Genomic DNA, 20,353 nt, shown 5'->3' with positions numbered 1-20,353 from the left:
GTTCACTCCCCGCTCAGGTAGAGAAGGATGCACTTCGAGCACACAGGCATGAGCCCGCTGTCGCGCAGGATGCCGCGGACCCGGGTGAAGCGTTCGCTCTGCCAGATGTCCTGCATGGACTGCTCGCTCAGGTCGCCGATGACGAACTCGGGGAAGAACTTGCACGAGCTGACCCGACCGTCCGCGTGGATCTCGATCCGGTTGGACACCGCCAGGCAGCGGCTGCGCCGCTGGGCGGGACGGGAGGTGCCGCGGATGAAGTCGTCGATCTCGTCCTCTTCGACCTGCGGCTGGTAACGCACCCGCAGATCCCACACCCGGCTCGCCAGTCGCGCCATCGACTCCTTCAGCACCGGCAGGTACTGCTCGGGCAGCGCGTAGGTGTACGAGTGCCACGTCGGCTTGTCGCCCGGCTCCGGCGGGTTGAGCCAGGAGAACGACTCCGCGTAGAGCCGGTCCATCGCCGACGCCGTCTCGGGGCTGATGTACCAGGGCAGCAGCCAGTAGACCGAGTTGAAGCCGGTCTGCTCGGCCCACTCGGTGAACTCGTACATGCGGCCGACCATGTCCTCGCTGACCATGCACGCGACGGACAACTCGCCCTGGTACTCGCCGCGCCGTTGGAGGTCGAGCATCGCCTCGACGTTGCGCATGGTGCGCCGGAACGATCCCTTGCCCCGCAGCGCCTCGTGCTCCGGTTCGAAGCCGTCGAGGCTGACCAGCAGGTTGAGTCGCGGTCCGATGGTCAGCAGGTGTTCCGCGTTGCGCTCCATCAACAGGCCGTTTGTGCACATGTTGACGACGCGCGGCACGGCGCCGAGCAGCTTCGCGATCTCTCCGAACCGGGAGTGCATCAGCGGCTCGCCGCCCCACAGGAAGACCTTCGCCTGCTCGGGGGCGGTCGTCTCCAACACGTCGCGGACGACGTCGAGGTCGAGTTCGGAACGCCTGCGCTTGCTGTCGTAATTGTGGAAGAAGCCCTGCTCGTTCCACTGGAAGCAGTGGTGGCACCGCAGATTGCACCGGTAGGTCAGCTGCATGCTGACCTCCTGTGGCAACGCGGTCGCGTAGAGGGGGTCCGCCGCCAGATTACGGCGCGTCGCCGACCGGATCGCCACCGTCCGGCGCAGATCGTGCAACTCACCGGACGTGAAGACCTTGTTGGTACGTGGGTAGGACATGCAGGCTCCCCGCTCGTCTGCCACGAAGCGAATCGTGATGGTTCGGGGGCCGAACGCATCCCTACATGCGCACGAACCCCCGCTATCACTGGGGAACCGGCGGCGGTCGTCCGACGTGGATGTGAGTGTCCTGCTCACCCCGCCACGGGTCGTTCACCACACTGACACACGAGGTGTTCGTCGTAAACCCCTCAGCGCAGGGCGCGGAACAGCAGCAGATAGGCGCAGTAGCCCAGCGGCACCAGCAGGAAGCAGATCAGGAACCCGAGCGGCAGGTAGCGGGGTGGGGTGCCGGCGACCATGGCGGGTCTCCCCCACCGGCCCAGCACCAGGTATCCCCCGAAGAACGCCAGCGCCGGCAGCCCCGCACAGATCCACGCACCGAGGGTGAAGCCGTCCACCAGACCGACCCCGGAGGCGAGCACCAGGGTCAGCATGAGCACCCCCGCCGCCGCACCGCACGCGGCGTAGACGGCGACCGCCCGCGCCAGCGCGGACCACGTCGGCAGCAGCGCCGGCCGTTGGGCCAACACCTCGGCCTGCTGCCCGTGCCGGTCCGCCTCGTCGGCCATCCGCCGGGCCAGCTCCAGCTCCACCACCGGGTCGACCACGGCCGCCCGTTGCGCCGGCACCCCGGCGCCCGTCGGGCTCACCGCCGTCGGCAGCGCCAGCCGCGCCTGCACCCCCGGCAGCTCGGGGTACGCCCCGACACCCGCCCGCCCCGGCACGCCGGCTGCGCCGACGGATCCGCCGTCCCCCGATCCGGGTGCGGCGGCCGAGCCGGACCCCGCCGGCGGACCAGGCCAAGCGGCAGGGTCACCGGCCGACCCGGTCGCCGCCGGCGAGCCGGACCCCACGGGTGGGACGCCCGGCCTCGCTCCCGACGCGTCGTTGCCCGGTGCGGCAGTCGGACCGGCGGGTGGCTGGTCGATGCCTGTCGCGCGGCCGAGCTGGTCGAGGCGGTGGCCCTGGGCGGTCAGCCGCTGGTGCAGGTAGTCGGCGGCGGCGTGCAGGTCACGGCGGCGCTCGGACTCGGCCGCGGCGTCCCGCTCGCCGGCACGGCGGTGCTCGGCGAGCTGTCGGGCCAGCGCCGCGTACTCCTCGAAGGACACCCTCACCGCTCCCCGTACGACTCGTGCCCGTCGCGGGCGAACGGCACGATCAGCCTCGTGCGCTGGTCGTGCCTGTCGACAAGCAGCGCCCGGTCGGCGCGCGGCGTGTAGGCCAGGTCGTGCACCCCGAGGTGCAGGGCCAGCTCGGCGCCGGGCACGTTGAGCGCGACGAGGCAGGCGACGTCGTCGCGGTTCTGGGTGCCGCCGAGGTCGTCGGAGAGCCGTCGCAGGCCCCGCCACCAGCCGAGCAGGTGCACGCCCTGGGCGGGACCCTGGCGCAGCAGCGTACGCAGGTCGTCCAGACCGGAGCGGAACGTGACCGGGTCGGCCGCGCCGAGGACTCCGGCAGCGGCGTCCATCCCGAACACCACCAGGTATTCGCGGCCGGCCGGTTCGGCGGCCAGCGTGACGATCCGGTCACGCAGGCCGGCCGCGTCGAGGCGGTGCACCGGGTGACCGGCGGCCCGTAGCGCGGCCTCGGTCTCGGCCGCGATGGGGTCGGCGGCGGTGACCAGGGAGGCCACCTGGAACCGGGCGTCGCCCGGGGTGTGTTGGCGGGCCAGGCTCAGCGCCGCGGCGCGCAGCACGTCCGCGCCGGCCGGTGCGGTGCCCACCACGGCGAGGTGCCGGCCGGGAGTGGAGTCCATCAGGAACAGGGCGGTGGTGCCGTGCACGTCGACTGTCCGACCGACAAGCGCCATGGGGCGTCGGCCACCGGGGCGCAGCCCGGCGAACGTGGGATCGTCCTCGACGCGCGCCGCCTCGTACCCCTTGAAGACCGCCGGGGCCCGCGAGCCCGGCGGGCGGGCCTGCCACAGCTCGTGGCGCAGCGCGGCGAGGTCAGCGGCGGCGGCGTGCGCGTCGGGGAAGCGCAGCACGGTGTCGGCGCCGACCGCCCCGGCGGCTGTGTTGATCACGGCGGAGCCGATCGGCAGGGCCGCGGCGGCGTCGTTGAGCTGGTCGAGGACCCCGCCGCCGCCGGGCAGTGCCACCCGCAGCGCGAACTGCCCGAAGATCGCCTCGGCTCGACCGTAGAGCGCCTCGATGCCTGTCATGCTCTGACTCGCCAGCACCAGGTGGATGCCGTAGGAGCGGCCCTTGCGGGCCAATTCCTCCAGCAGGTCCACGGATTCGCGGGCCAGGGCGTCGTTGCCGGCGAGCAGCACGTGGAACTCGTCGATGACTGCCACGATGCGCGGCAGCGGACTGTCGCGTGGCAGGTCGGCGAGCTTGGTGACGCCGTGCCGCTTCAGTGCGGTGGCCCGGCGCTGTGCCTCCCGGCGCAGCTCGCGCAGCACGGCGAGGCCGTACTCGCGGTCGGATTCGATGCCGACGGCACGGGCGTGCGGCAGCCAGGACGGGTCACGGCCGGTGGGCACGAACTCGGTGAAGCTCACGCCCTCCTTGAAGTCGAGCAGGTAGAGCTGCAACTCGGCAGGCGAGTAGCGCGCGGCCAGCCCGTAGAGGACGTCGAGGAGGAAGACCGTCTTGCCGGCGCCGGTGCGCCCGCCGACCAGCCAGTGCGGGGTGGCGTCGTCGAAGGCGACGGTCAGCGGCGCGGTGCCGGCCCGGCCGACGACGGTACGCAGGCCGTTCGCCGCGGACTCGGCCCAGCGCCGCTCGGGCAGCAGCTCGGCGAAGGGCAGCGCGTCGGCGCGGCGGGCGGCGGCGCCGAGGTGCTCGGCGAGCGCGCGGACGGAGGCCGGCGGCGGATCGCCGTCGAGCAGCACGGGCGCGGCGAGGCCGCTGCCGTCGGCGCTGAACGGGGCGCCGGGCGGGTCGCCGACGTGCGCGTACCCCTCAATGAGCCGGATGGCGGTGGTGCTGCCCAGCGGCGGCGACATCTCGCCGGGCAGCCGCGACGGGTGGCCGGCGAGGAGCACGCAGACGGCGGCGGCCGGGCCGGCGTGGGTGAGCGCGGCGAGCCGGGCCAGCTCGCGCGGCGGCGGGGCGGCGGTGGCGACCACCAGCAGCAACTGCCGGGTGGAGGGATCGGCGTGCTGGGCCTCGCGGGCGTGCCGTTCGGCGGCGGCCAGCAGGGCGGCCACCTCGGATTCGCCGGTGGCCGGCGGTTCGAGCACCCCGGCGTCGAGCAGCGGGCGCAGCGGGCCGAAGGTGGCGCCCAGCGCGGCGGTGTCGATGCCGGTGACCCGCACCCGACCGGGTGGCGCGGTGGCGACCAGCCGAAGCACCAGCGCGCGCAGCAGCGCGGCGACGCGCCCGTCCCGGGCGTCGCTGTCCAGGGCCAGGTGGTGGCCGCCGCCGAGCGGCAGCAGCACCGGGAAGCCGCCGTCCGGAGTGGACGCCTCGCCGATCCGCACCGCGGCGGGCGCGTCGGTGAGCGCGGTGGCGCCGGGGGTCGGGGTGGCCAGCGCGCCGCCGAGACGCGCGAGTCGGGAAACGACGTCGCCCCCGCCGGCCTGCGGCGTCGGTGCCGGCGCCGTGCCGAGCACGCCCCGGGCGGCCTCCAGGTGTGCGCGGGCCGCCCGGTGGGCGGTGACCGCCTGCCCGTACGCCGACGCGAGCCTGCCCACGCTCTGCCTCCCACGCCACGGCCGTCCGGTTCGCCGAAACCCTAACGGACAGCTGTGACACCGGGACAGTAGCGACCCACTCTTTCGCGACAGCGACGCCATGACCCATCCGCGGCGACCGACCGGCGAGCAACGTTCACAGTTGTCGATTAGGTTGGCGGTGCGTACACCCGATGGAGGGAGTCCACCTCGTGCGACGAGTCCTCACGGCGGCCACCGCCGCCCTGACCCTCACCACCGCCGGCACCATGCTCACCGGCGCGCCCGCCCCGGCCGCCCCGACGGGCTGGGGCCGGCCCGTCGTCTCGGTCGCGCCGCAACCCGGCGCTGCGGGCCTGGGCGACACCTACTTCCCCGACTACGGCAACGGCGGCTACGACGTCTCGCACTACGACGTCCGACTGCGCTACGACCCGGCCACCGACCGGCTCACCGGCACCACCACGATCCTCGCCACCGCGACGCAGGACCTCTCGGCGTTCAACCTGGACTTCCTGCTCGACGTCGAGTCGGTGCGGGTCAACGGTTGGGAGGCCACCACCGGCACGACGGGCGCGCACGAGCTGGTGGTCACCCCGGCCCGCACGATCACCCGGGGCCAGCAGCTCACCATCGTGGTGCGCTACGGCGGCATCCCGTCGGAGACCCTTGTCGGCGGCTACACCGGCTGGACGCGCACCGACGACGGGGCGCTCGCGGTCAACGAGCCCGAGTCGGCGTGGTGGTGGTTCCCGAGCAACGACCACCCGCTGGACAAGGCCACCTTCGACATCTCCGTCTCGGTGCCCACAGGCATCGAGGTGATCAGCAACGGCGTGCAGCCCCGGCCGCCAGCGGCCGAGGCCGGCAACCGCACCCGGTGGATCTGGCGGACCACCACTCCCACCGCCACCTACCTGGCCTTCATGGCGATCGGCCAGTACGACATCGTCACCGACACCACCCCGGGCGGCCAGCCGGTGATCAACGCGTACAGCACCTCGCTGGGCGCGCTCGGGCCGGCCGCGCGGGCCAGCATCGAACGGACCGGTGAGATCACCGACTGGGAGAGCGGGATCTTCGGCCCGTACCCGTCCGAGGCACGAGGCGGCGTGGCCGGGCCGGTCGACGGCATCGGCTTCGCCCTGGAGACGCAGACCCGACCGGTGTACGGCCCGGGTTTCTGGCGTCGCGGCGCCAACACGTACGTGGTGGCCCACGAGAACGCCCACCAGTGGTTCGGCGACTCGGTCTCGGTGGCCGAGTGGCGCAACATCTGGCTCAACGAGGGCTTCGCCTCGTACGCCGAGTGGCTCTGGTCGGAGGAGCAGGACGAGGGCACCACCCAGGAAATCTTCGACTTCACGTACGCCAGCTACCCGGCCGACGACGAGTTCTGGCAGGTGCTGCCCGGTGATCCGGGCGCCGCTCGGGTCTTCGACGACGCGGTCTACGACCGGGGCGCGATGACCCTGCACCAGCTCCGGCTGGCCGTCGGCGACGACGCGTTCTTCGCGATCCTGCCCGCCTGGACGGCCGAGCACCGGCACGGCAACGGCACCATCGAGGAGTTCCAGGCCCTGGCCGAGCGGATCTCCGGTTTGGACCTGGACGACCTGTTCACCACCTGGCTGTTCACCCCGGGCCGGCCCGACGTGGCAAGCGCCGCCCGCAAGGCCGCCCCGCCGACCGAGCCCAAGTCGTGGGCCAAGATCCGCGAGTCCCACGAGGCACACCGCCTGCTGTCGCACTAGCGGCAGTCGTCACCGGAAGGCCCGTCACCCAGGTGGCGGGCCTTCCGGCGTCCCCGCCGGTCGTGCTGGTCGTGCTGGTCGCGCCGGTGCGATCTCACCTGCCACTGCCGCGTCCCCCGTCGGCCCTCCCCCACGCGTCCTTTGCTCTGCTTCAACGGACGCACCACCGGTTGTCCGACTATCGGACGCGCGGTGGTGCGTGGGGTGAAGCAGAGCAAAGGACGCGCAGAGGTGGCTGGCCTCCGGGCCGGGTCGTCGCCAGCGGTCGGATTCCGGGTCGACCAGGCAGCGCAGGCTGCGGCCGAGCCGGTCAACCGGCTGCTCAGGACGCCGGCGCCACCGAACCGTCCACCGTCGCCGGGGACCCCGCCGCCTCGGCCGTGCTCGCCTCGACCGCGCGGATGTGCCGGTAGGCGAACCAGAGCGGCGGGAACGCCCCCACCGCGAAGGACAGGTCGACGAGGGTCCAGAACCAGGGAATGTCCCGGATCGGGCCGCAGATGAGCGCCAGCGGAACGATCCCCGCGCAGGCGATCATGCCGACCTGCACCACCCAGACGTTGCGCACCGGGTCACGCAGCGGCCCCCAGAACGCCACCGCCAGCACCAGGTGGGCGAAGGCCAGCCAGTCGGTGCCGTAGAGCAGGAACGGGTAGTCCTCGCCCGCCGTCACGAGTCCGGTGTGGACTCGTTCGATCCAGCCGACAAGCGCCGGCAGTTGGCCGGCGAGCGGGTCCAGCGCGCGCAGCAGCCAGCGCACCTCGATCTCCAGCGGGAACGCGGTGGCACCGCTCAGGAAGAGGCCGATCAGCACGATCCACAGCCACCGACGCGTACGCCGCAACCGCTCCTCATTGTCCACGAGCGCAGCGTAACGATGATCTTCGTGTCGGTTCGTCCCGCCAGCGGTGACCGCTGTCTCACGAAGGACGGTCGGCGCGGCAGATACCTGCCGCGCCGACCGGACCGCTCCGGGAACTCCTCAGCGCACGGCGAGCGCCTGCGCGGCCGGGCCGACCGGCGCCGGTAGCGCGCTAGCGCCACCCAGGTAACCGTGGATCGCCGCGGCCGCGGCGCGCCCCTCGGCGATGGCCCACACGATCAGCGAGGCGCCCCGGTGCATGTCACCGGCGACGAACACGCCGTCCGCGGCCGTCTGCCAGTCGTCGCGGGCGTCGATCGCCCCCCGCGGGTTGCGGGTCACCCCGAACTGCTCCAGCAGCGGCTGCTGCTCGGTGCCCTCGAAACCGATCGCCAACAGCACCAGGTCCGCCGGCAGCTCCCGCTCGGAACCCGGGACGACGGTGACCACCCGACGGCCGTCGCGCTTCTCGACCGTCACCTCGGCGATCCGCACCGCGCGCACCTGACCGGTGCCGTCGTCCACGAACTCCTGCACCGCCACGGCGAAGACCCGCTCGCCGCCCTCCTCGTGTGCCGGGTAGCTGCGCAGGACCCACGGCCACGTCGGCCACGGGTCGCGGGCCTCGTCGCGCTCCTGCGGCGGCTGCGGGTACAGGTCGAGCTGGTGCACGCCCGCGGCGCCCTGGCGGTGGGCGACGCCGAGGCAGTCGGCAGCCGTGTCCCCGCCACCGATGATCACCACGTGCTTGCCTGCCGCGTCGATCGGGGTGCCGTCCGGCAGCACCGCGCGGGCCGCCCGGCCCTCGCCCGTGACCGCCACGCCGGGCCCGCCGTCGGTCGCCGTGGCGACCGCGCGATTCGCCGCGACCAGGTGCGCCATCGCCTGGTGTACGCCCCGCAGCGCCCGCCCCGGGGTCTCCGGGGTGTCCCGGCCCTGCAACGCCCCGGCGGCCAGCAGCACCGCGTCGTGCTCGGCGCGCAGCTGCTCGGCGGTGACGTCGACGCCGACGTGCACGCCGGTGCGGAAGCGCACCCCCTCGGCGGTGAGCTGCGCCAACCGGGCGTCGATGTGCCGCTTCTCCAACTTGAAGTCGGGGATGCCGTACCGGAGCAGGCCGCCGATCGCGTCGTCGCGCTCGTACACCGTCACGGCGTGACCGGCGCGGGCCAGTTGCTGGGCGGCGGCCAGGCCTGCGGGCCCGGAGCCGACCACGGCGACCGACCGGCCCGACGGCGCCGGCACCGGGCGCGGGGTGAGCCCACGCGCCGCCGCAGCGTCGGCGATCTCCACCTCGACCTGCTTGATGGTGACCGGCTGGCCGCCGGCGATACCGAGCACGCAGGCCGCCTCGCAGGGCGCCGGGCAGAGTCGGCCGGTGAACTCCGGGAAGTTGTTTGTGGCGTGCAGCGACTCCACAGCGGCGTCCCAGTTGCCGGTGCGGACCAGGTCGTTCCAGTCCGGGATGCGGTTGCCCAGCGGGCAGCCGTCGTGGCAGAACGGGATGCCGCAGTCCATGCATCGGGTGGCCTGCTCACGGACCAGCTCCTCGCCGGCCGGCGGGTACACCTCCCGCCAGTCGCTGATCCGCACCGGCACCGGGCGGCGGGCCGGCAACCGCCGGTCGTAGCGCAGGAAACCGTTCGGGTCAGGCACGTGCCACCTCCTGGGCAGCCACCCGCGGGGCGGGCGGCACCGGCGCGGCGGACGGCACGCTGAGCGCGCTCATCACCGCGTCGTCGACGTCGCGGCCGGCTGCTTCGGCGGCCCGCATGATCTCCAGCACCCGGCGGTAGTCGCGGGGCACCACTGCGGTGAACTCGGACACCGCCTCCGGCCAGCGCTTGAGCAGCTCCTCGGCGACCGCCGACCCGGTCTCGGCCACGTGCCGCTGCACCAGCTCGTGCAGCAGCGCCTGCTCCTGCTCGCGCAGCGGCGAAAGGTCGACAAGCTCAGCGTTGACCCGGGACCGGTCCAGCCGGTGCACGAACGCCGTACCGCCGGACATACCGGCGGCGAAGTTGCGGCCGATCGCGCCGAGCACCACCACCGTGCCGCCGGTCATGTACTCGCAGCCGTGGTCGCCGACGCCCTCGACGACGGCGACAGCGCCGGAGTTGCGCACCGCGAACCGCTCCCCCACCCGACCGCGCAGGAAGACCTCGCCCGCCGTGGCTCCGTACAGGATGGTGTTGCCGGCGATGATCTGATCCTCGGCCCGCTGCCCCGGCTCGGCGTCCGGGTCGAGGAACGGCGCGGCGGCGTCCGGACGGACGATGAGCCGGCCTCCGGAGAGGCCCTTGCCCACGTAGTCGTTGGCGTCACCGTGCAGGCGCAGCGTCACCCCGCGCGGCAGGAACGCGCCGAACGACTGCCCGGCGGTGCCGTGCAGCACGAACTCGACTGTGTCGTCCGGAAGGCCGCCCCCGCCGAATCGGCGCGTCACCTCGCCGCCGAGCATCGCGCCGACGCTGCGGTGCTCGTTGCGCACCGCGACCTCGACGCGGACCGGTGCCCCATCCTCCAGGGCCGGACGGGCCAGCGCGATCAGCTCGTTGTCCAGAGCGTGCTCGAGACCGTGATCCTGGGCGCGCACCCCGCGCCGGGCAGCGCCGGCGGGCAGCTCCGGCAGGTGCAGGACGGGCCCCAAATCGAGCCCGGAGGCCTTCCAGTGCGACACCGCCGGGGCCACGTCGAGCAGTTCGGTCTGCCCGATGGCCTCCTCGATGGACCGGAAGCCCAGCTCGGCCAGGTATCCCCGGACCTCCTCGGCGAGGAACAGGAAGAAGTTCTCCACGAACTCCGGCGTGCCCGTGTACCGCTCGCGCAGCACCGGATTCTGGGTGGCGATGCCGACCGGGCAGGTGTCCAGGTGGCAGACCCGCATCATCACGCAGCCCGAGACGATCAGCGGCGCGGTCGCGAAGCCGAACTCCTCCGCGCCGAGCAGCGCCGCGACCAGGACGTCGCGGCCCGTCTTGAGCTGGCCGTCGACCTGCACGGTGACCCGGTCGCGCAGCTTGTTGAGCAGCAGCGTCTGCTGCGCCTCGGCCAGCCCCAGCTCCCACGGGGTGCCGGCGTGCTTGAGCGAGTTCATCGGGGACGCGCCGGTGCCGCCGTCGTGGCCGGAGATCAGGATGACGTCGGCCTTGAGCTTGGCCACCCCGGCGGCGACGGTGCCCACGCCCACCTCGCTCACCAACTTGACGTGCACCCGGGCCGCCGGGTTGACGCACTTCAGGTCGTGGACGAGCTGAGCCAGGTCCTCGATGGAGTAGATGTCGTGGTGCGGCGGTGGCGAGATCAGACCGACGCCGGGAGTGGCGTGCCGGGTCCGGGCGATCCACGGCCACACCTTGTTGCCGGGCAGCTGACCGCCCTCGCCGGGCTTCGCGCCCTGGGCCATCTTGATCTGCAGGTCGTCGGCGTTGACCAGGTATTCGCTCGTGACACCGAACCGGCCGCTGGCGATCTGCTTGACCGAGGAGCGCCGCAGCGGGTCGTGCAGCCGATCGACGTCCTCGCCGCCCTCGCCGGTGTTGGACTTGCCGCCGAGGCGGTTCATGGCGATGGCGAGCGTCTCGTGCGCCTCGGCCGAGATGGAGCCGTACGACATGGCGCCGGTGGCGAAGCGCTTGACGATCTCGGTGGCCGGCTCGACCTCCTCGATCGGCACCGCCGGACGGACCCCGGTACGCAGGGTGAACAGCCCACGCAGTGAGCCGGCCTGCGCTGCGAGCGCGTCGACCTTGGCCGTGTACTGGCGGAAGACGTCGTACTGCCGGCTGCGGGTGGCGTGCTGGAGCAGGAAGACCGTCTCCGGGTTGAACAGGTGCAGCTCACCCTCGCGGCGCCACTGGTACTCGCCGCCGACCTCCAGCCGGTCGGAGCCGGCGGTGCTCGCCGGCGGCCAGGCCAGCGCGTGCCGGGCGGCCACCTCGGTGTGCACACCGGCCAGCCCGACGCCGCCGATCCGGCTCGGAGTGCCCCGGAAGTAACGGTCGATCAGCCGGGTGTCCAGCCCGACCGCCTCGAAGACCTGCGCGCCGCAGTACGACGAGACCGTCGAGATCCCCATCTTGGACATGATCTTCAGGACGCCCTTGCCGAGCCCCTTGGCGTAGTTGCGCACGGCCGCTGCCGGTTCCACGCCGAGCAGCGCGCCCGTGGTGATCATGTCCTCCACGGACTCGAACGCCAGGTACGGGTTGACAGCCGCCGCGCCGTACCCGATCAGGACCGCCGCGTGGTGCACCTCCCGGCAGTCGCCGGACTCCACGATCAGCGCCGCCTGGGTGCGGGTCTGCTCCCGCACCAGGTGCTGGTGCACGGCCGCGGTGAGCAGCAGCGACGGGATCGGCGCGAGATCGGCGTTGGAGTCCCGGTCGGAGAGCACCAGGATGCGGACGCCGTCCTCGATGGCCTCGGAGACGTGCCGGCAGATCTCGGTCAGCCGGGCCTTGATCCCGGCGGCGCCCTCGCGGATTCGGTACAGCCCGGAGACCCGCACCGCCTTGAAGCCGGGCAGGTCGCCGTCCTCGTCGATGGAGAGGATCTTCGCCAGCTCGTCGTTGTCGATGATGGGGTGCGGCAGCACGATCTGCCGGCAGCTCGCCGCGTTCGGGTCGAGCAGGTTGCCCTCCGGCCCGATCGTCGACGCGAGGCTGGTCACCAGCTCTTCGCGGATGGCGTCCAACGGAGGGTTGGTGACCTGGGCGAAGAGCTGGTGGAAGTAGTCATAGAGCAGCCGCGGCCTGGTGGACAGCGGCGAGATCGGGGTGTCCGTGCCCATCGAGCCCAGCGGCTCGGCGCCGGTACGGGCCATCGGCGCGAGCAGGATCTTCAGCTCCTCCTCGGTGTAGCCGAAGGTCTGCTGGCGCCGACGCACCGAGTCGTGGGTGTAGACGGTGTGCTCGCGGGGCGGCAGGTCGTCCAGCTCGATCAGCCCGGCGTGCAGCCACTCGCCGTACGGCTGCGCGGCGGCCAACTCGGACTTGATCTCGTCGTCGTGCACGATCCGCCCGGCCACGGTGTCGACCAGGAACATCCGCCCCGGCTGGAGCCGCCCCTTGGCGACCACCCGAGCCGGGTCGAGGTCGAGCACGCCCGCCTCGGAGCCCAGCACCACGAGGCCGTCGTCCGTCTGCCACCAGCGCCCCGGGCGCAGCCCGTTGCGGTCCAGCACCGCGCCGACGATCTCGCCGTCGGTGAAGGCCACCGAGGCCGGACCGTCCCACGGCTCCATGAGGCTCGCGTGGAAGCGGTAGAAGGCCCGTTTGGCCGGATCCATCCCGGGGTCGTTCTCCCAGGCTTCGGGGATCATCATGAGCACCGCGTGCGGCAGGCTCCGGCCGGCCAGGTGCAGCAGCTCCAGGACCTCGTCGAAGTTCGCCGAGTCGGAGGCGGCGGGCGTGCAGACCGGGAAGACCCGCCGGATGTTGCCCGGCACGTTGGGCGAGCGCAGCAGCGCCTCGCGGGCCTGCATCCAGTTGCGGTTGCCGCGGATCGTGTTGATCTCGCCGTTGTGGGCGATGAGCCGGTACGGGTGCGCCAACGGCCAGGACGGGAAGGTGTTCGTGGAGAACCGGGAGTGCACAAGCGCGATCGCGCTCTCCACCCGCTCGTCGCGCAGGTCGGGGTAGAACGCCGGCAACTGGTCGGGCGTGAGCATGCCCTTGTAAACCATGGTGCGGCTGGACAGCGACGGGAAGTACGCCGGCACGCCCCGCTCGGCGGTCTCCCGCTCAGCCTGCTTACGCAGGCAGAAGGCCACCCGGTCCAGCTCGATGCCGCTCAGTGCGGAACCGGCCGGCCCGGCGGGCGAGTCGGTGAGGCGGTGCGCGGCCACGAAGACCTGCCGCACCCGGGGCATGGCCGCGAGAGCGGTTTCGCCGAGCCCCTGCGGCTCGATCGGCACGTCCCGCCAGCCGAGCAGCTCCGCGCCTTCGACCAGCGCGTACTTCTCGACCACCCGACGGGCACGCGCCTCGGCAGCGTCGTCGTCGGGGAGGAACACCAGGCCCGTGGCGTACTCGCCGGCCGGTGGCAGCGTCACGTCGGCGACCGCGCGCAGGAACGCGTCCGGGACCTGGATCATGATGCCCGCGCCGTCGCCGGTGTTGGGCTCCGCGCCCCGGGCGCCACGGTGGTCCAGGCGGCAGAGCGCACCGAGCCCGTTGGCGACGACCGCGTGCGACCGTCGGCCGTGCATGTCCGCCACGAAGGCCACCCCGCAGGCGTCGTGCTCCTGCGCCGGGTCGTAGAGACCCTGGGCGGGCGGATGGGGGCCGGGCGTCGGGGACGCCTGCGGGCTGTGCGGGTGCGGCTGTGTCGTGTCCGCGTACGGCTGAGCCACCGGGCCTCCTGTCGTCACTCAGGTTGGATCATGGTGGGGACGACGTCGGCCCGTGGGTTTATTGAGTCTACGTTAGGGCTGGGGGCGCAAGGCCACTCAAGATTGATCACACCGTCCAGAGTCTGGGACGTGTAGTCTCGCGCGGTGGATTCGGTGCACAAGGACATCTTCGACCGGTTGGAACGCTTCTACGACGCGGTGCCCCGCGACGTCGCCGGTGTCGAGGAGCATGGCGGGCTGGTGCTGTTCGTCCGCGAGGGCGTCGGCTGGCCGTTCTACGCCCGACCCCGGATCGGCGCCACCGAGGCGCCGTCGCTGGCCGACGTGAGTTCGGCGCGGGAGCGCCAGCGGGAGCTGGGCCTGCCGGAGGCCTTCGAGTGGGTGCACGAGACGACCCCCGAGCTGCTGGCGGTGGCCCGCTCGGCGGGGCTGAACGTGCTGGAGGCCCCGCTGATGGTCCTCGACCCGGCCGCGCTGCCCGACCCGGCGACGCTGTCCGACGTACCGGTGCGGGTGCTGGCGGCGGACGCGCCAGACCTCGCCGCCGACGTGGCCGCCCGGCGGGCGGTGGCGGCCGTGGCGTTCGGCGCCGCCGGCACCGCGCCCGGCCCGGCCGGCCCGGCCGAACGGGACGCGGCGGTCACCGAGTTGGAGCTCGCCGCTCTGGACGAGGAGCGGGTCCGGATCGCCGACGGCAGGCGGATCTCGGCGCTGGCCGGGACACCCACCGAGGGCGCGCTGGCCAGCGGCATGGCGATGCGGGTGGACGACGTCGCGGAGATCGCCGGGGTGGCCACCCTGCCGGCCGCTCGACGTCGCGGCATGGGCGCCGCGCTGACCGCCACCCTCGCCCACGAACTGCTCGCCGCCGGCACCGGCCTCGTCTTCCTCTCCGCGGGCAGCGAGGAGATCGCCCGGGTCTACCTGCGCGTCGGCTTCCGACGCATCGGCACCGCGTGCATCGCCGAACCCGCCGCCCTGATCCCCTGAACCGCGCGGGCGGTCAGGCCGGCGGACGCCACTGGGCCGCCGAGGCGGCGGCGCTGGAGAGCAGCCGCGAGTTGATGGTGCCGAGCGCGGCGTCGCGGGCGCGCACCGCCAACCGGCCCCGGGTCTGGAGCACCGCCGACATGCGCCGGGTCTGCCGGACCACAGTCGCGGCCCGGGGACGGCGCACCCGGTCGTACGTCTGCACGGCATCCGGCAGGCGGGCCTCGCGCAGCAGTGAGGCGAGCGTGGCGGCGTCCTCGAAGGCGAGGCACGCGCCCTGACCGAGGTGCGGCGGCATGGCGTGCGCAGCGTCGCCGAGCAGCACCACCCCGCCCGGCCCGACGCCGAAGCCGTAGGAGCGGGGCAGCGGACGCAGCTCGCGGACCTCCTGCTGCACGAGGTCGCTCGGGTCGGTGGCGTCGAGCAGCGCGGCGATCGGCGCCGGCCAGCCGGCGTACCAGCGGCGCAGGAGGGCGAGCTGGGTCTCCGGGGGCTCGGGGCGGGGAGCGCCGGCGGCGGTGGCCACCCAGTAGATGCCACCCCGGCTGGAACCACCCGACGAGCCACGCTCACCCAGCGAGGCGGCCACGAACCGGTAGCCCGCGCCGAGAACCTCGCCGGCGATCGGCTGGTCGGCGGGCAGTCGGGGCGCCCGGTACCAGGGGATGACGGCCCGCCACGCCGCGCAGCCGGAGCTGACCACGCCGGACTCGGGGGCCAGTTGGCGACGGATGACGCTGTCCGTGCCGTCCGCGGCGACCACCAGGTCGGCCTCGATGGTCTGTCGCCCGTCGTTCACCCCGGGGCGTTCGCCCGGCTCGACGCGGACGTGGCGCACTGTCACCCCGGTACGCAGCTCGACCCGGTCACCGAGGCCGGCGATCAACGCGTCGTGCAGATCCTCCCGGTGCACCACCACAGGCATCCGGTCGGCCGGCGTCGGCCGGGGTTGCACCAGCCAGTGCCCGTCCGGACGGCGGACCCCACCGTCGGGCAGCGGGGTGGCGATGGCGGCCAGACCGGCGCCGAGGCCGAGGGCCTGCAACGCGCGGACACCGTTGGGCCAGAGCACCACAGCGGTCGGCTCGGGGCGGACCCGCTCGGCGCGGTCCAGCAGGGTGACCTGCCAACCGGAGCGGGCCAGCGCGCCGGCGACCGCGAGGCCACCGACCCCGGCGCCGACCACCACCGCGCTTCGCATCGGTGTCGCCCCCGCTCAGCTGTCCCGGTCGGCGGGCCGCACGCCGGCGGCGTCGGCCCGGTCGTCGTCGCGCGCCTCCCGCGTGCCGTCCACCGGCCCGTGGGCGCGGTAACTGCTCGCGTCGTCGGTCGCTGCCTCGCCGGTGGTCGCCTCGTCGCTGGCTGCCTCGTCGCCTGCCGGTTCGTGGTCGAGCGGCTCGGCTCCCTGGGGGCGTACCTCGTCGGCCGGCTCCGGAGGCGCCACGCCGGTGTCCCGCCAGGTGTCGTACTGCTCCTCGCTGACCACCCGGTAACCCTCCGGGGCGGCTGCGCGGGCGCTGGTCTGGCCCTCGGAGATGTCGACCTGGGACAGGTCGGACGTGGTCGGCGGCGTGGATGTCGCCGCCACACCGATCGGGATCAGGTACTCCCGGGGGCCGCGGACCCGCACGAAGTAGATCAACGCGCCGAGGAAGACCAGGGCCGCGGTCCAGACGTTGAGGCGTACGCCGAAGATCTGGTTCGCCTCGTCGGTCCGCATGAGCTCGATCCAGAACCGGCCGGCGGTGTAGCCCATCACGTACAGCGCGAACGCCCGACCCCGCCCCAGCCGCAGCCGCCGGTCCAGGAGAAGGACCAGTGCGACGACGCCGAGATTCCACAGCGCCTCGTAGAGGAACGTCGGGTGGTAGAGGCCGGGTTCGAGGATCGGCTTGCCTGCGTCGTCCCGCAGCGCGTGCCCCGGATTGTCCGGGTCCATCCGGTGGATCTGCAGACCCCACGGCAGCGTCGTACGGCCACCGAACAGCTCGTTGTTGAACCAGTTACCGAACCGGCCGATCGCCTGGGCCAGCGGCAACCCCGGCGCGAGCGCGTCGGCCACCACGCCGAACGGGATGCCGAGCTGCCGGGCCGCGATCCACGCGCCGACCGCGCCACCGGCGACGGCACCCCAGATGCCGAGACCGCCCTCCCAGATGTAGAGCGCCTTCAGCGGTTCACCACCGGCGCCGAAGTACTTCTCCGGGGAGGTGATCACGTGGTAGATGCGGGCGCCGATGATGCCTGCCGGCACCGCCCAGACGGCGATGTCGAGCACCGCGCCCGGAGCGACGCCGCGCTGACGCAGGCGCCGCTCGGTCACCCAGCAGGCCACCACGATGCCGGCGATGATGCACAGCGCGTACGCCCGCAGCGGGAACGGCCCGAGCTGCCAGACGGCGGTGCTGGGACTGGGCAGGGCCGCCTGGGGGGACAGCGAGGCGATGGTCACGGGTGCACACGCTACCGCTGCGCACCCCCGCAGCGGCACCCCGGGCCGCCGTGCGCGGATCCCGATGACTTCTGGTTTGCGCCGCCGTACGCTCTTTGTCCATGAGCGCGCTCACCTGGGCGGTCGCCGCCGTCGTCACCGACGACGCGGGCCGGGTGCTGCTCTGCCGCCAGGGCCGAGGCCAGCGCCGGTACGCGTTGCCCGGCGGCCGGCTGCGCCCCGCGGAGAGCCCGGTGCGGGCGGCGCTGCGCGACATCCCCGCCGAGACCGGCTGGGAGATCGACCTGGTCGACCTGGTGGGGGTCTACCACCTCGACGGTGCGACCACGCATGCGCGGGCGGGGCGGGCCGGGCCGCTGCCGGACGTCCTGGTGCACGTGTTCCGCGCTCGTGTCGCCGAGGGCCGGCCGAGCGCCGACCCGCCGCCGGGCTGCCGGCTGTCCTGGCACGCCCCCGGCGCGCTGCCCGAGGCCGTCACCCCGCTCACCCGGGCGGCCGTCACCGACGCGCTCGCCGGCCGCTCCGGCGTCCTGCGGACCGTCCCCCGCTCACCCGACACCGCCGATATCGCGCCACCGGCAGCGACCGGCTCGACCGTCGAGACCCACTCGACCGACGAGACCCACCCAACCCGCGAAGGCCGACCGGCTGGGGAGGACCGCCCGACCGGCGAAGGCCCCCCGACCGGCGAAGGCCGACCGGCTGGGGATCGCGATGGGCGACCGGGAGCCGGTCAGCCGCCGGAGCAGCGCGGCGAGGCGCCCGCGGACCCCTCCCTCTTGCCCTGACCTATACGTTGCCCGCCGGCATCGCGTTGGTCCCTGGCAGCGCTTGCCCCTTGCGCCGCACACGCATCTGCCGGGCGGAGTCGTGGGCCCGCCGGGCCCGGCAGACCACTTCCGCTGGAGAGCGGTATACCTGTGAGTCATAAATATGACTCACAGGTATACCGCTCTTGAGGGAATGGCACTCCCGGCGCTCAAGCCAGGCGTTGAGCCGGCCGGGCCGCGTAGCCGGGGTCCGCGACCCAAGGCGCGGACCAAGGCCCAGCGGCGGAGGGCCAGCGAGGTGGGCTCAGCGGGCGGGGTTGCGGACGCCCTCGGCGAGTTCGGCGCTCAGGGTGCGCAGCGCGGCCAGCCCTTCGGCCTCGGAGGGGGCGTCGAGCACGCAACGGACGAGCGCGCTGCCGACGATCACCCCGTCCGCGTACCCGGCGACCGTGCTGGCCTGCGCGCCGGTGCCCACGCCCAGGCCGACGCCGACGGGAAGATCGGTGACCGCGCGAACCCGCGAGACCAGCGTGGGGGCCGCGTCGGAGGTACGCGTGCGGGCGCCGGTCACCCCCATCACGGCAGTGGCATAGACGAAGCCACGGCAGTTGTCCACCGTCATCGCCACCCGGGCGTCGGTGGACGACGGCGACACCAGGAAGGTGCGGTCCAGGCCGTGCGCGTCCGAGGCGGCCAGCCACTCGGCCGCCTCGTCGGGGATGAGGTCCGGCGTGATCAGGCCGGTTCCGCCGGCGGCGGCGAGGTCGCGGGCGAACACGTCCACGCCGTACCGCTCAATGGGGTTCCAGTAGGTCATCGTGACGACCGGCGCGCCGGTCGCCGCGACCGCCTCGATGATGCGCAGCGTGTCGGCCGTGCGGACGCCGCCGGCCAGCGCGATGTCGCTGGCCTTCTGGATGACCGGGCCGTCCATCACCGGATCGGAGTACGGGATCTCCACCTCGATGACGTCGACGCCTGCCTCGACCATCGCCGTCATGGCCGCGATGCTGCCCTCGACGGTCGGGAACCCGGCCGGCATGCAGCCGACCAGCACGGCCCGCCCGTCGGCCCGGGCCTTGTCGAAGGCCACCCCGATGCGGCTCATCTCACTGCTCCTTGTCGAGGATGCCGAAGTAGTCCCCGGCGGTGTGCACGTCCTTGTCGCCCCGCCCCGAGAGGTTGACCACGATGGTGGGCTCCCGGCCCAGCTCGGCGGCCAGCTTCGGAGCGAGCGTGACGGTGCCGGCGAGGGCGTGCGCGCTCTCGATCGCCGGGATGATCCCCTCGGTGCGGCAGAGCAGCTCGAACGCGGCCATCGCCTCGACGTCGGTGACGGGCAGGTAGTTGGCGCGGCCGGTGTCGTGCAGCCACGCGTGCTCGGGCCCGACGCCCGGGTAGTCCAGGCCGGCGGAGATCGAGTGCGATTCCAGCGTCTGCCCGTCGGCGTCCTGCAGCACGTACGTGCGAGCGCCGTGCAGCACGCCCGCCGACCCGCCGGTGATGCTCGCGGCGTGCCGACTGGTGGCCACCCCGTCGCCGCCGGCCTCGAAGCCGTAGAGGCGCACGTCCTCGTCGGGGACGAAGGCGTGGAAGATGCCCAGCGCGTTGGAACCGCCCCCGACGCAGGCGGCGACCGCGTCCGGCAGCGCTCCGGTCAGGTCGAGGCACTGCTGGCGGGCCTCGTCGCCGATGCCCCGGACGAAGTCCCGGACCATCGCCGGGAACGGGTGCGGCCCGGCGGCGGTGCCGATCAGGTAGTGGGTCTCGTCGACGTTCGCCACCCAGTCGCGCATCGCCTCGTTCATCGCGTCCTTGAGGGTCCGCGAGCCGGTGACGACCGGGACGACCGTGGCGCCGAGCATCCGCATCCGGGCCACGTTGAGCGCCTGCCGCTCGGTGTCGACCTCGCCCATGTAGACCACGCACTCCAGGTCGAACAGGGCGGCGGCGGTCGCGGTGGCGACGCCGTGCTGCCCCGCCCCGGTCTCGGCGATGACCCGGGTCTTGCCCATCCGCTTGGTGAGCAGTGCCTGGCCGAGCACGTTGCGCACCTTGTGGGCGCCCGTGTGGTTGAGGTCCTCACGCTTGAGCAGCACCCGCGCGCCGACCTTCGCGGAGAACCGCCGGGCCTCGTAGAGCAGCGACGGCGTGCCCGCGTAGTCACGCAGTAGCGCGCCGAACTCGGCCCGGAAGGACTCGTCCGCGATCGCCGTACGCCATGCCCCGTCGAGTTCGTCCAGCGCGGCCACCAGGGCCTCGGGCACGAACCGACCGCCGAAGCGGCCGAAGTGGCCGGCGGAGTCGGGCTGCGAGCCGGCCACCGGGGCCAGCGCATCGGCGCTCATCGGAAATCCTCTCGGT

At 73.3% G+C, this 20,353-nt stretch carries 13 protein-coding genes; 3 read left to right on the top strand and 10 right to left on the bottom strand.

Annotated features, from left to right (window positions below; all coding sequences use genetic code 11):
- Nucleotides 1-2 precede the first annotated feature (2 nt).
- The 3 genes from AB0K10_RS29055 to AB0K10_RS29045 form a co-directional block, all read right to left on the bottom strand.
- Entirely contained in the window at nucleotides 3-1,181 is a 1,179-nt protein-coding gene (locus tag AB0K10_RS29055; protein ID WP_363688719.1) for a radical SAM protein, read from the bottom strand.
- A gap of 191 nt (nucleotides 1,182-1,372) precedes the next feature.
- Nucleotides 1,373-2,293, bottom strand: a complete 921-nt coding sequence (locus tag AB0K10_RS29050; protein WP_363688717.1) for a hypothetical protein — start codon at nucleotides 2,291-2,293, stop codon at nucleotides 1,373-1,375.
- A 2-nt stretch (nucleotides 2,294-2,295) separates the two neighbouring features.
- On the bottom strand, nucleotides 2,296-4,827 hold the full coding sequence (locus AB0K10_RS29045) for an FtsK/SpoIIIE domain-containing protein (RefSeq protein ID WP_363688715.1): 2,532 nt from the start codon (nucleotides 4,825-4,827) through the stop codon (nucleotides 2,296-2,298).
- Between the two features lie 191 nt (nucleotides 4,828-5,018).
- On the opposite strand from AB0K10_RS29045, the gene AB0K10_RS29040 reads away from it, so the two are divergent.
- Complete coding sequence (locus AB0K10_RS29040) at nucleotides 5,019-6,560, top strand: M1 family metallopeptidase (RefSeq protein WP_363688713.1); 1,542 nt, start codon at nucleotides 5,019-5,021, stop codon at nucleotides 6,558-6,560.
- A 322-nt stretch (nucleotides 6,561-6,882) separates the two neighbouring features.
- Here the strand turns inward: AB0K10_RS29040 and AB0K10_RS29035 are convergent, their stop codons facing one another.
- The 3 genes from AB0K10_RS29035 to gltB all read right to left on the bottom strand — a co-directional run bounded on the left by AB0K10_RS29035 (nucleotide 6,883) and on the right by gltB (nucleotide 13,777).
- Entirely contained in the window at nucleotides 6,883-7,422 is a 540-nt protein-coding gene (locus AB0K10_RS29035; protein ID WP_363688711.1) for a hypothetical protein, read from the bottom strand.
- A gap of 120 nt (nucleotides 7,423-7,542) precedes the next feature.
- Nucleotides 7,543-9,078 carry a glutamate synthase subunit beta gene (locus tag AB0K10_RS29030; protein ID WP_363688710.1) on the bottom strand — a complete coding sequence of 512 codons (1,536 nt, stop codon included), beginning with the start codon at nucleotides 9,076-9,078 and terminating at the stop codon, nucleotides 7,543-7,545.
- A complete protein-coding gene (gene gltB, locus AB0K10_RS29025) occupies nucleotides 9,071-13,777 on the bottom strand; it encodes a glutamate synthase large subunit (RefSeq protein WP_363688708.1) in 4,707 nt (1,568 codons plus the stop codon). The genes AB0K10_RS29030 and gltB overlap by 8 nt, the downstream gene beginning before the upstream one ends.
- A 153-nt stretch (nucleotides 13,778-13,930) precedes the next feature.
- On the opposite strand from gltB, the gene AB0K10_RS29020 reads away from it, so the two are divergent.
- Nucleotides 13,931-14,767, top strand: coding sequence for a GNAT family N-acetyltransferase (locus AB0K10_RS29020; protein ID WP_363688858.1), 837 nt, complete (start codon nucleotides 13,931-13,933; stop codon nucleotides 14,765-14,767).
- A 13-nt stretch (nucleotides 14,768-14,780) separates the two neighbouring features.
- On the opposite strand, the gene AB0K10_RS29015 is transcribed toward AB0K10_RS29020, so the two are convergent.
- Complete coding sequence (locus AB0K10_RS29015) at nucleotides 14,781-15,968, bottom strand: FAD-dependent monooxygenase (protein WP_363688706.1); 1,188 nt, start codon at nucleotides 15,966-15,968, stop codon at nucleotides 14,781-14,783.
- A 15-nt stretch (nucleotides 15,969-15,983) separates the two neighbouring features.
- Nucleotides 15,984-17,219, bottom strand: coding sequence for a prolipoprotein diacylglyceryl transferase (gene lgt, locus AB0K10_RS29010; RefSeq protein ID WP_363688704.1), 1,236 nt, complete (start codon nucleotides 17,217-17,219; stop codon nucleotides 15,984-15,986).
- A gap of 101 nt (nucleotides 17,220-17,320) precedes the next feature.
- Here lgt and AB0K10_RS29005 point away from each other — a divergent pair, with 101 nt between their 5' ends.
- Complete coding sequence (locus AB0K10_RS29005) at nucleotides 17,321-18,007, top strand: NUDIX domain-containing protein (protein WP_363688702.1); 687 nt, start codon at nucleotides 17,321-17,323, stop codon at nucleotides 18,005-18,007.
- 286 nt (nucleotides 18,008-18,293) lie between these two features.
- On the opposite strand, the gene trpA is transcribed toward AB0K10_RS29005, so the two are convergent.
- Together trpA and trpB are read right to left on the bottom strand one after the other, a co-directional pair.
- Nucleotides 18,294-19,097, bottom strand: a complete 804-nt coding sequence (trpA, locus tag AB0K10_RS29000) for a tryptophan synthase subunit alpha (RefSeq protein WP_363688700.1) — start codon at nucleotides 19,095-19,097, stop codon at nucleotides 18,294-18,296.
- Between the two features lies 1 nt (nucleotide 19,098).
- Nucleotides 19,099-20,337 (bottom strand): tryptophan synthase subunit beta, encoded by a 1,239-nt coding sequence (trpB, locus tag AB0K10_RS28995; protein WP_363688698.1) that lies wholly within the window; start codon nucleotides 20,335-20,337, stop codon nucleotides 19,099-19,101.
- Nucleotides 20,338-20,353 lie beyond the last annotated feature (16 nt).

Origin of the sequence: Micromonospora sp. NPDC049274, assembly GCF_040678875.1 — a bacterium.
Classification (GTDB): domain Bacteria; phylum Actinomycetota; class Actinomycetes; order Mycobacteriales; family Micromonosporaceae; genus Micromonospora.
This window is presented reverse-complemented; position numbering and strand designations above follow the sequence as displayed.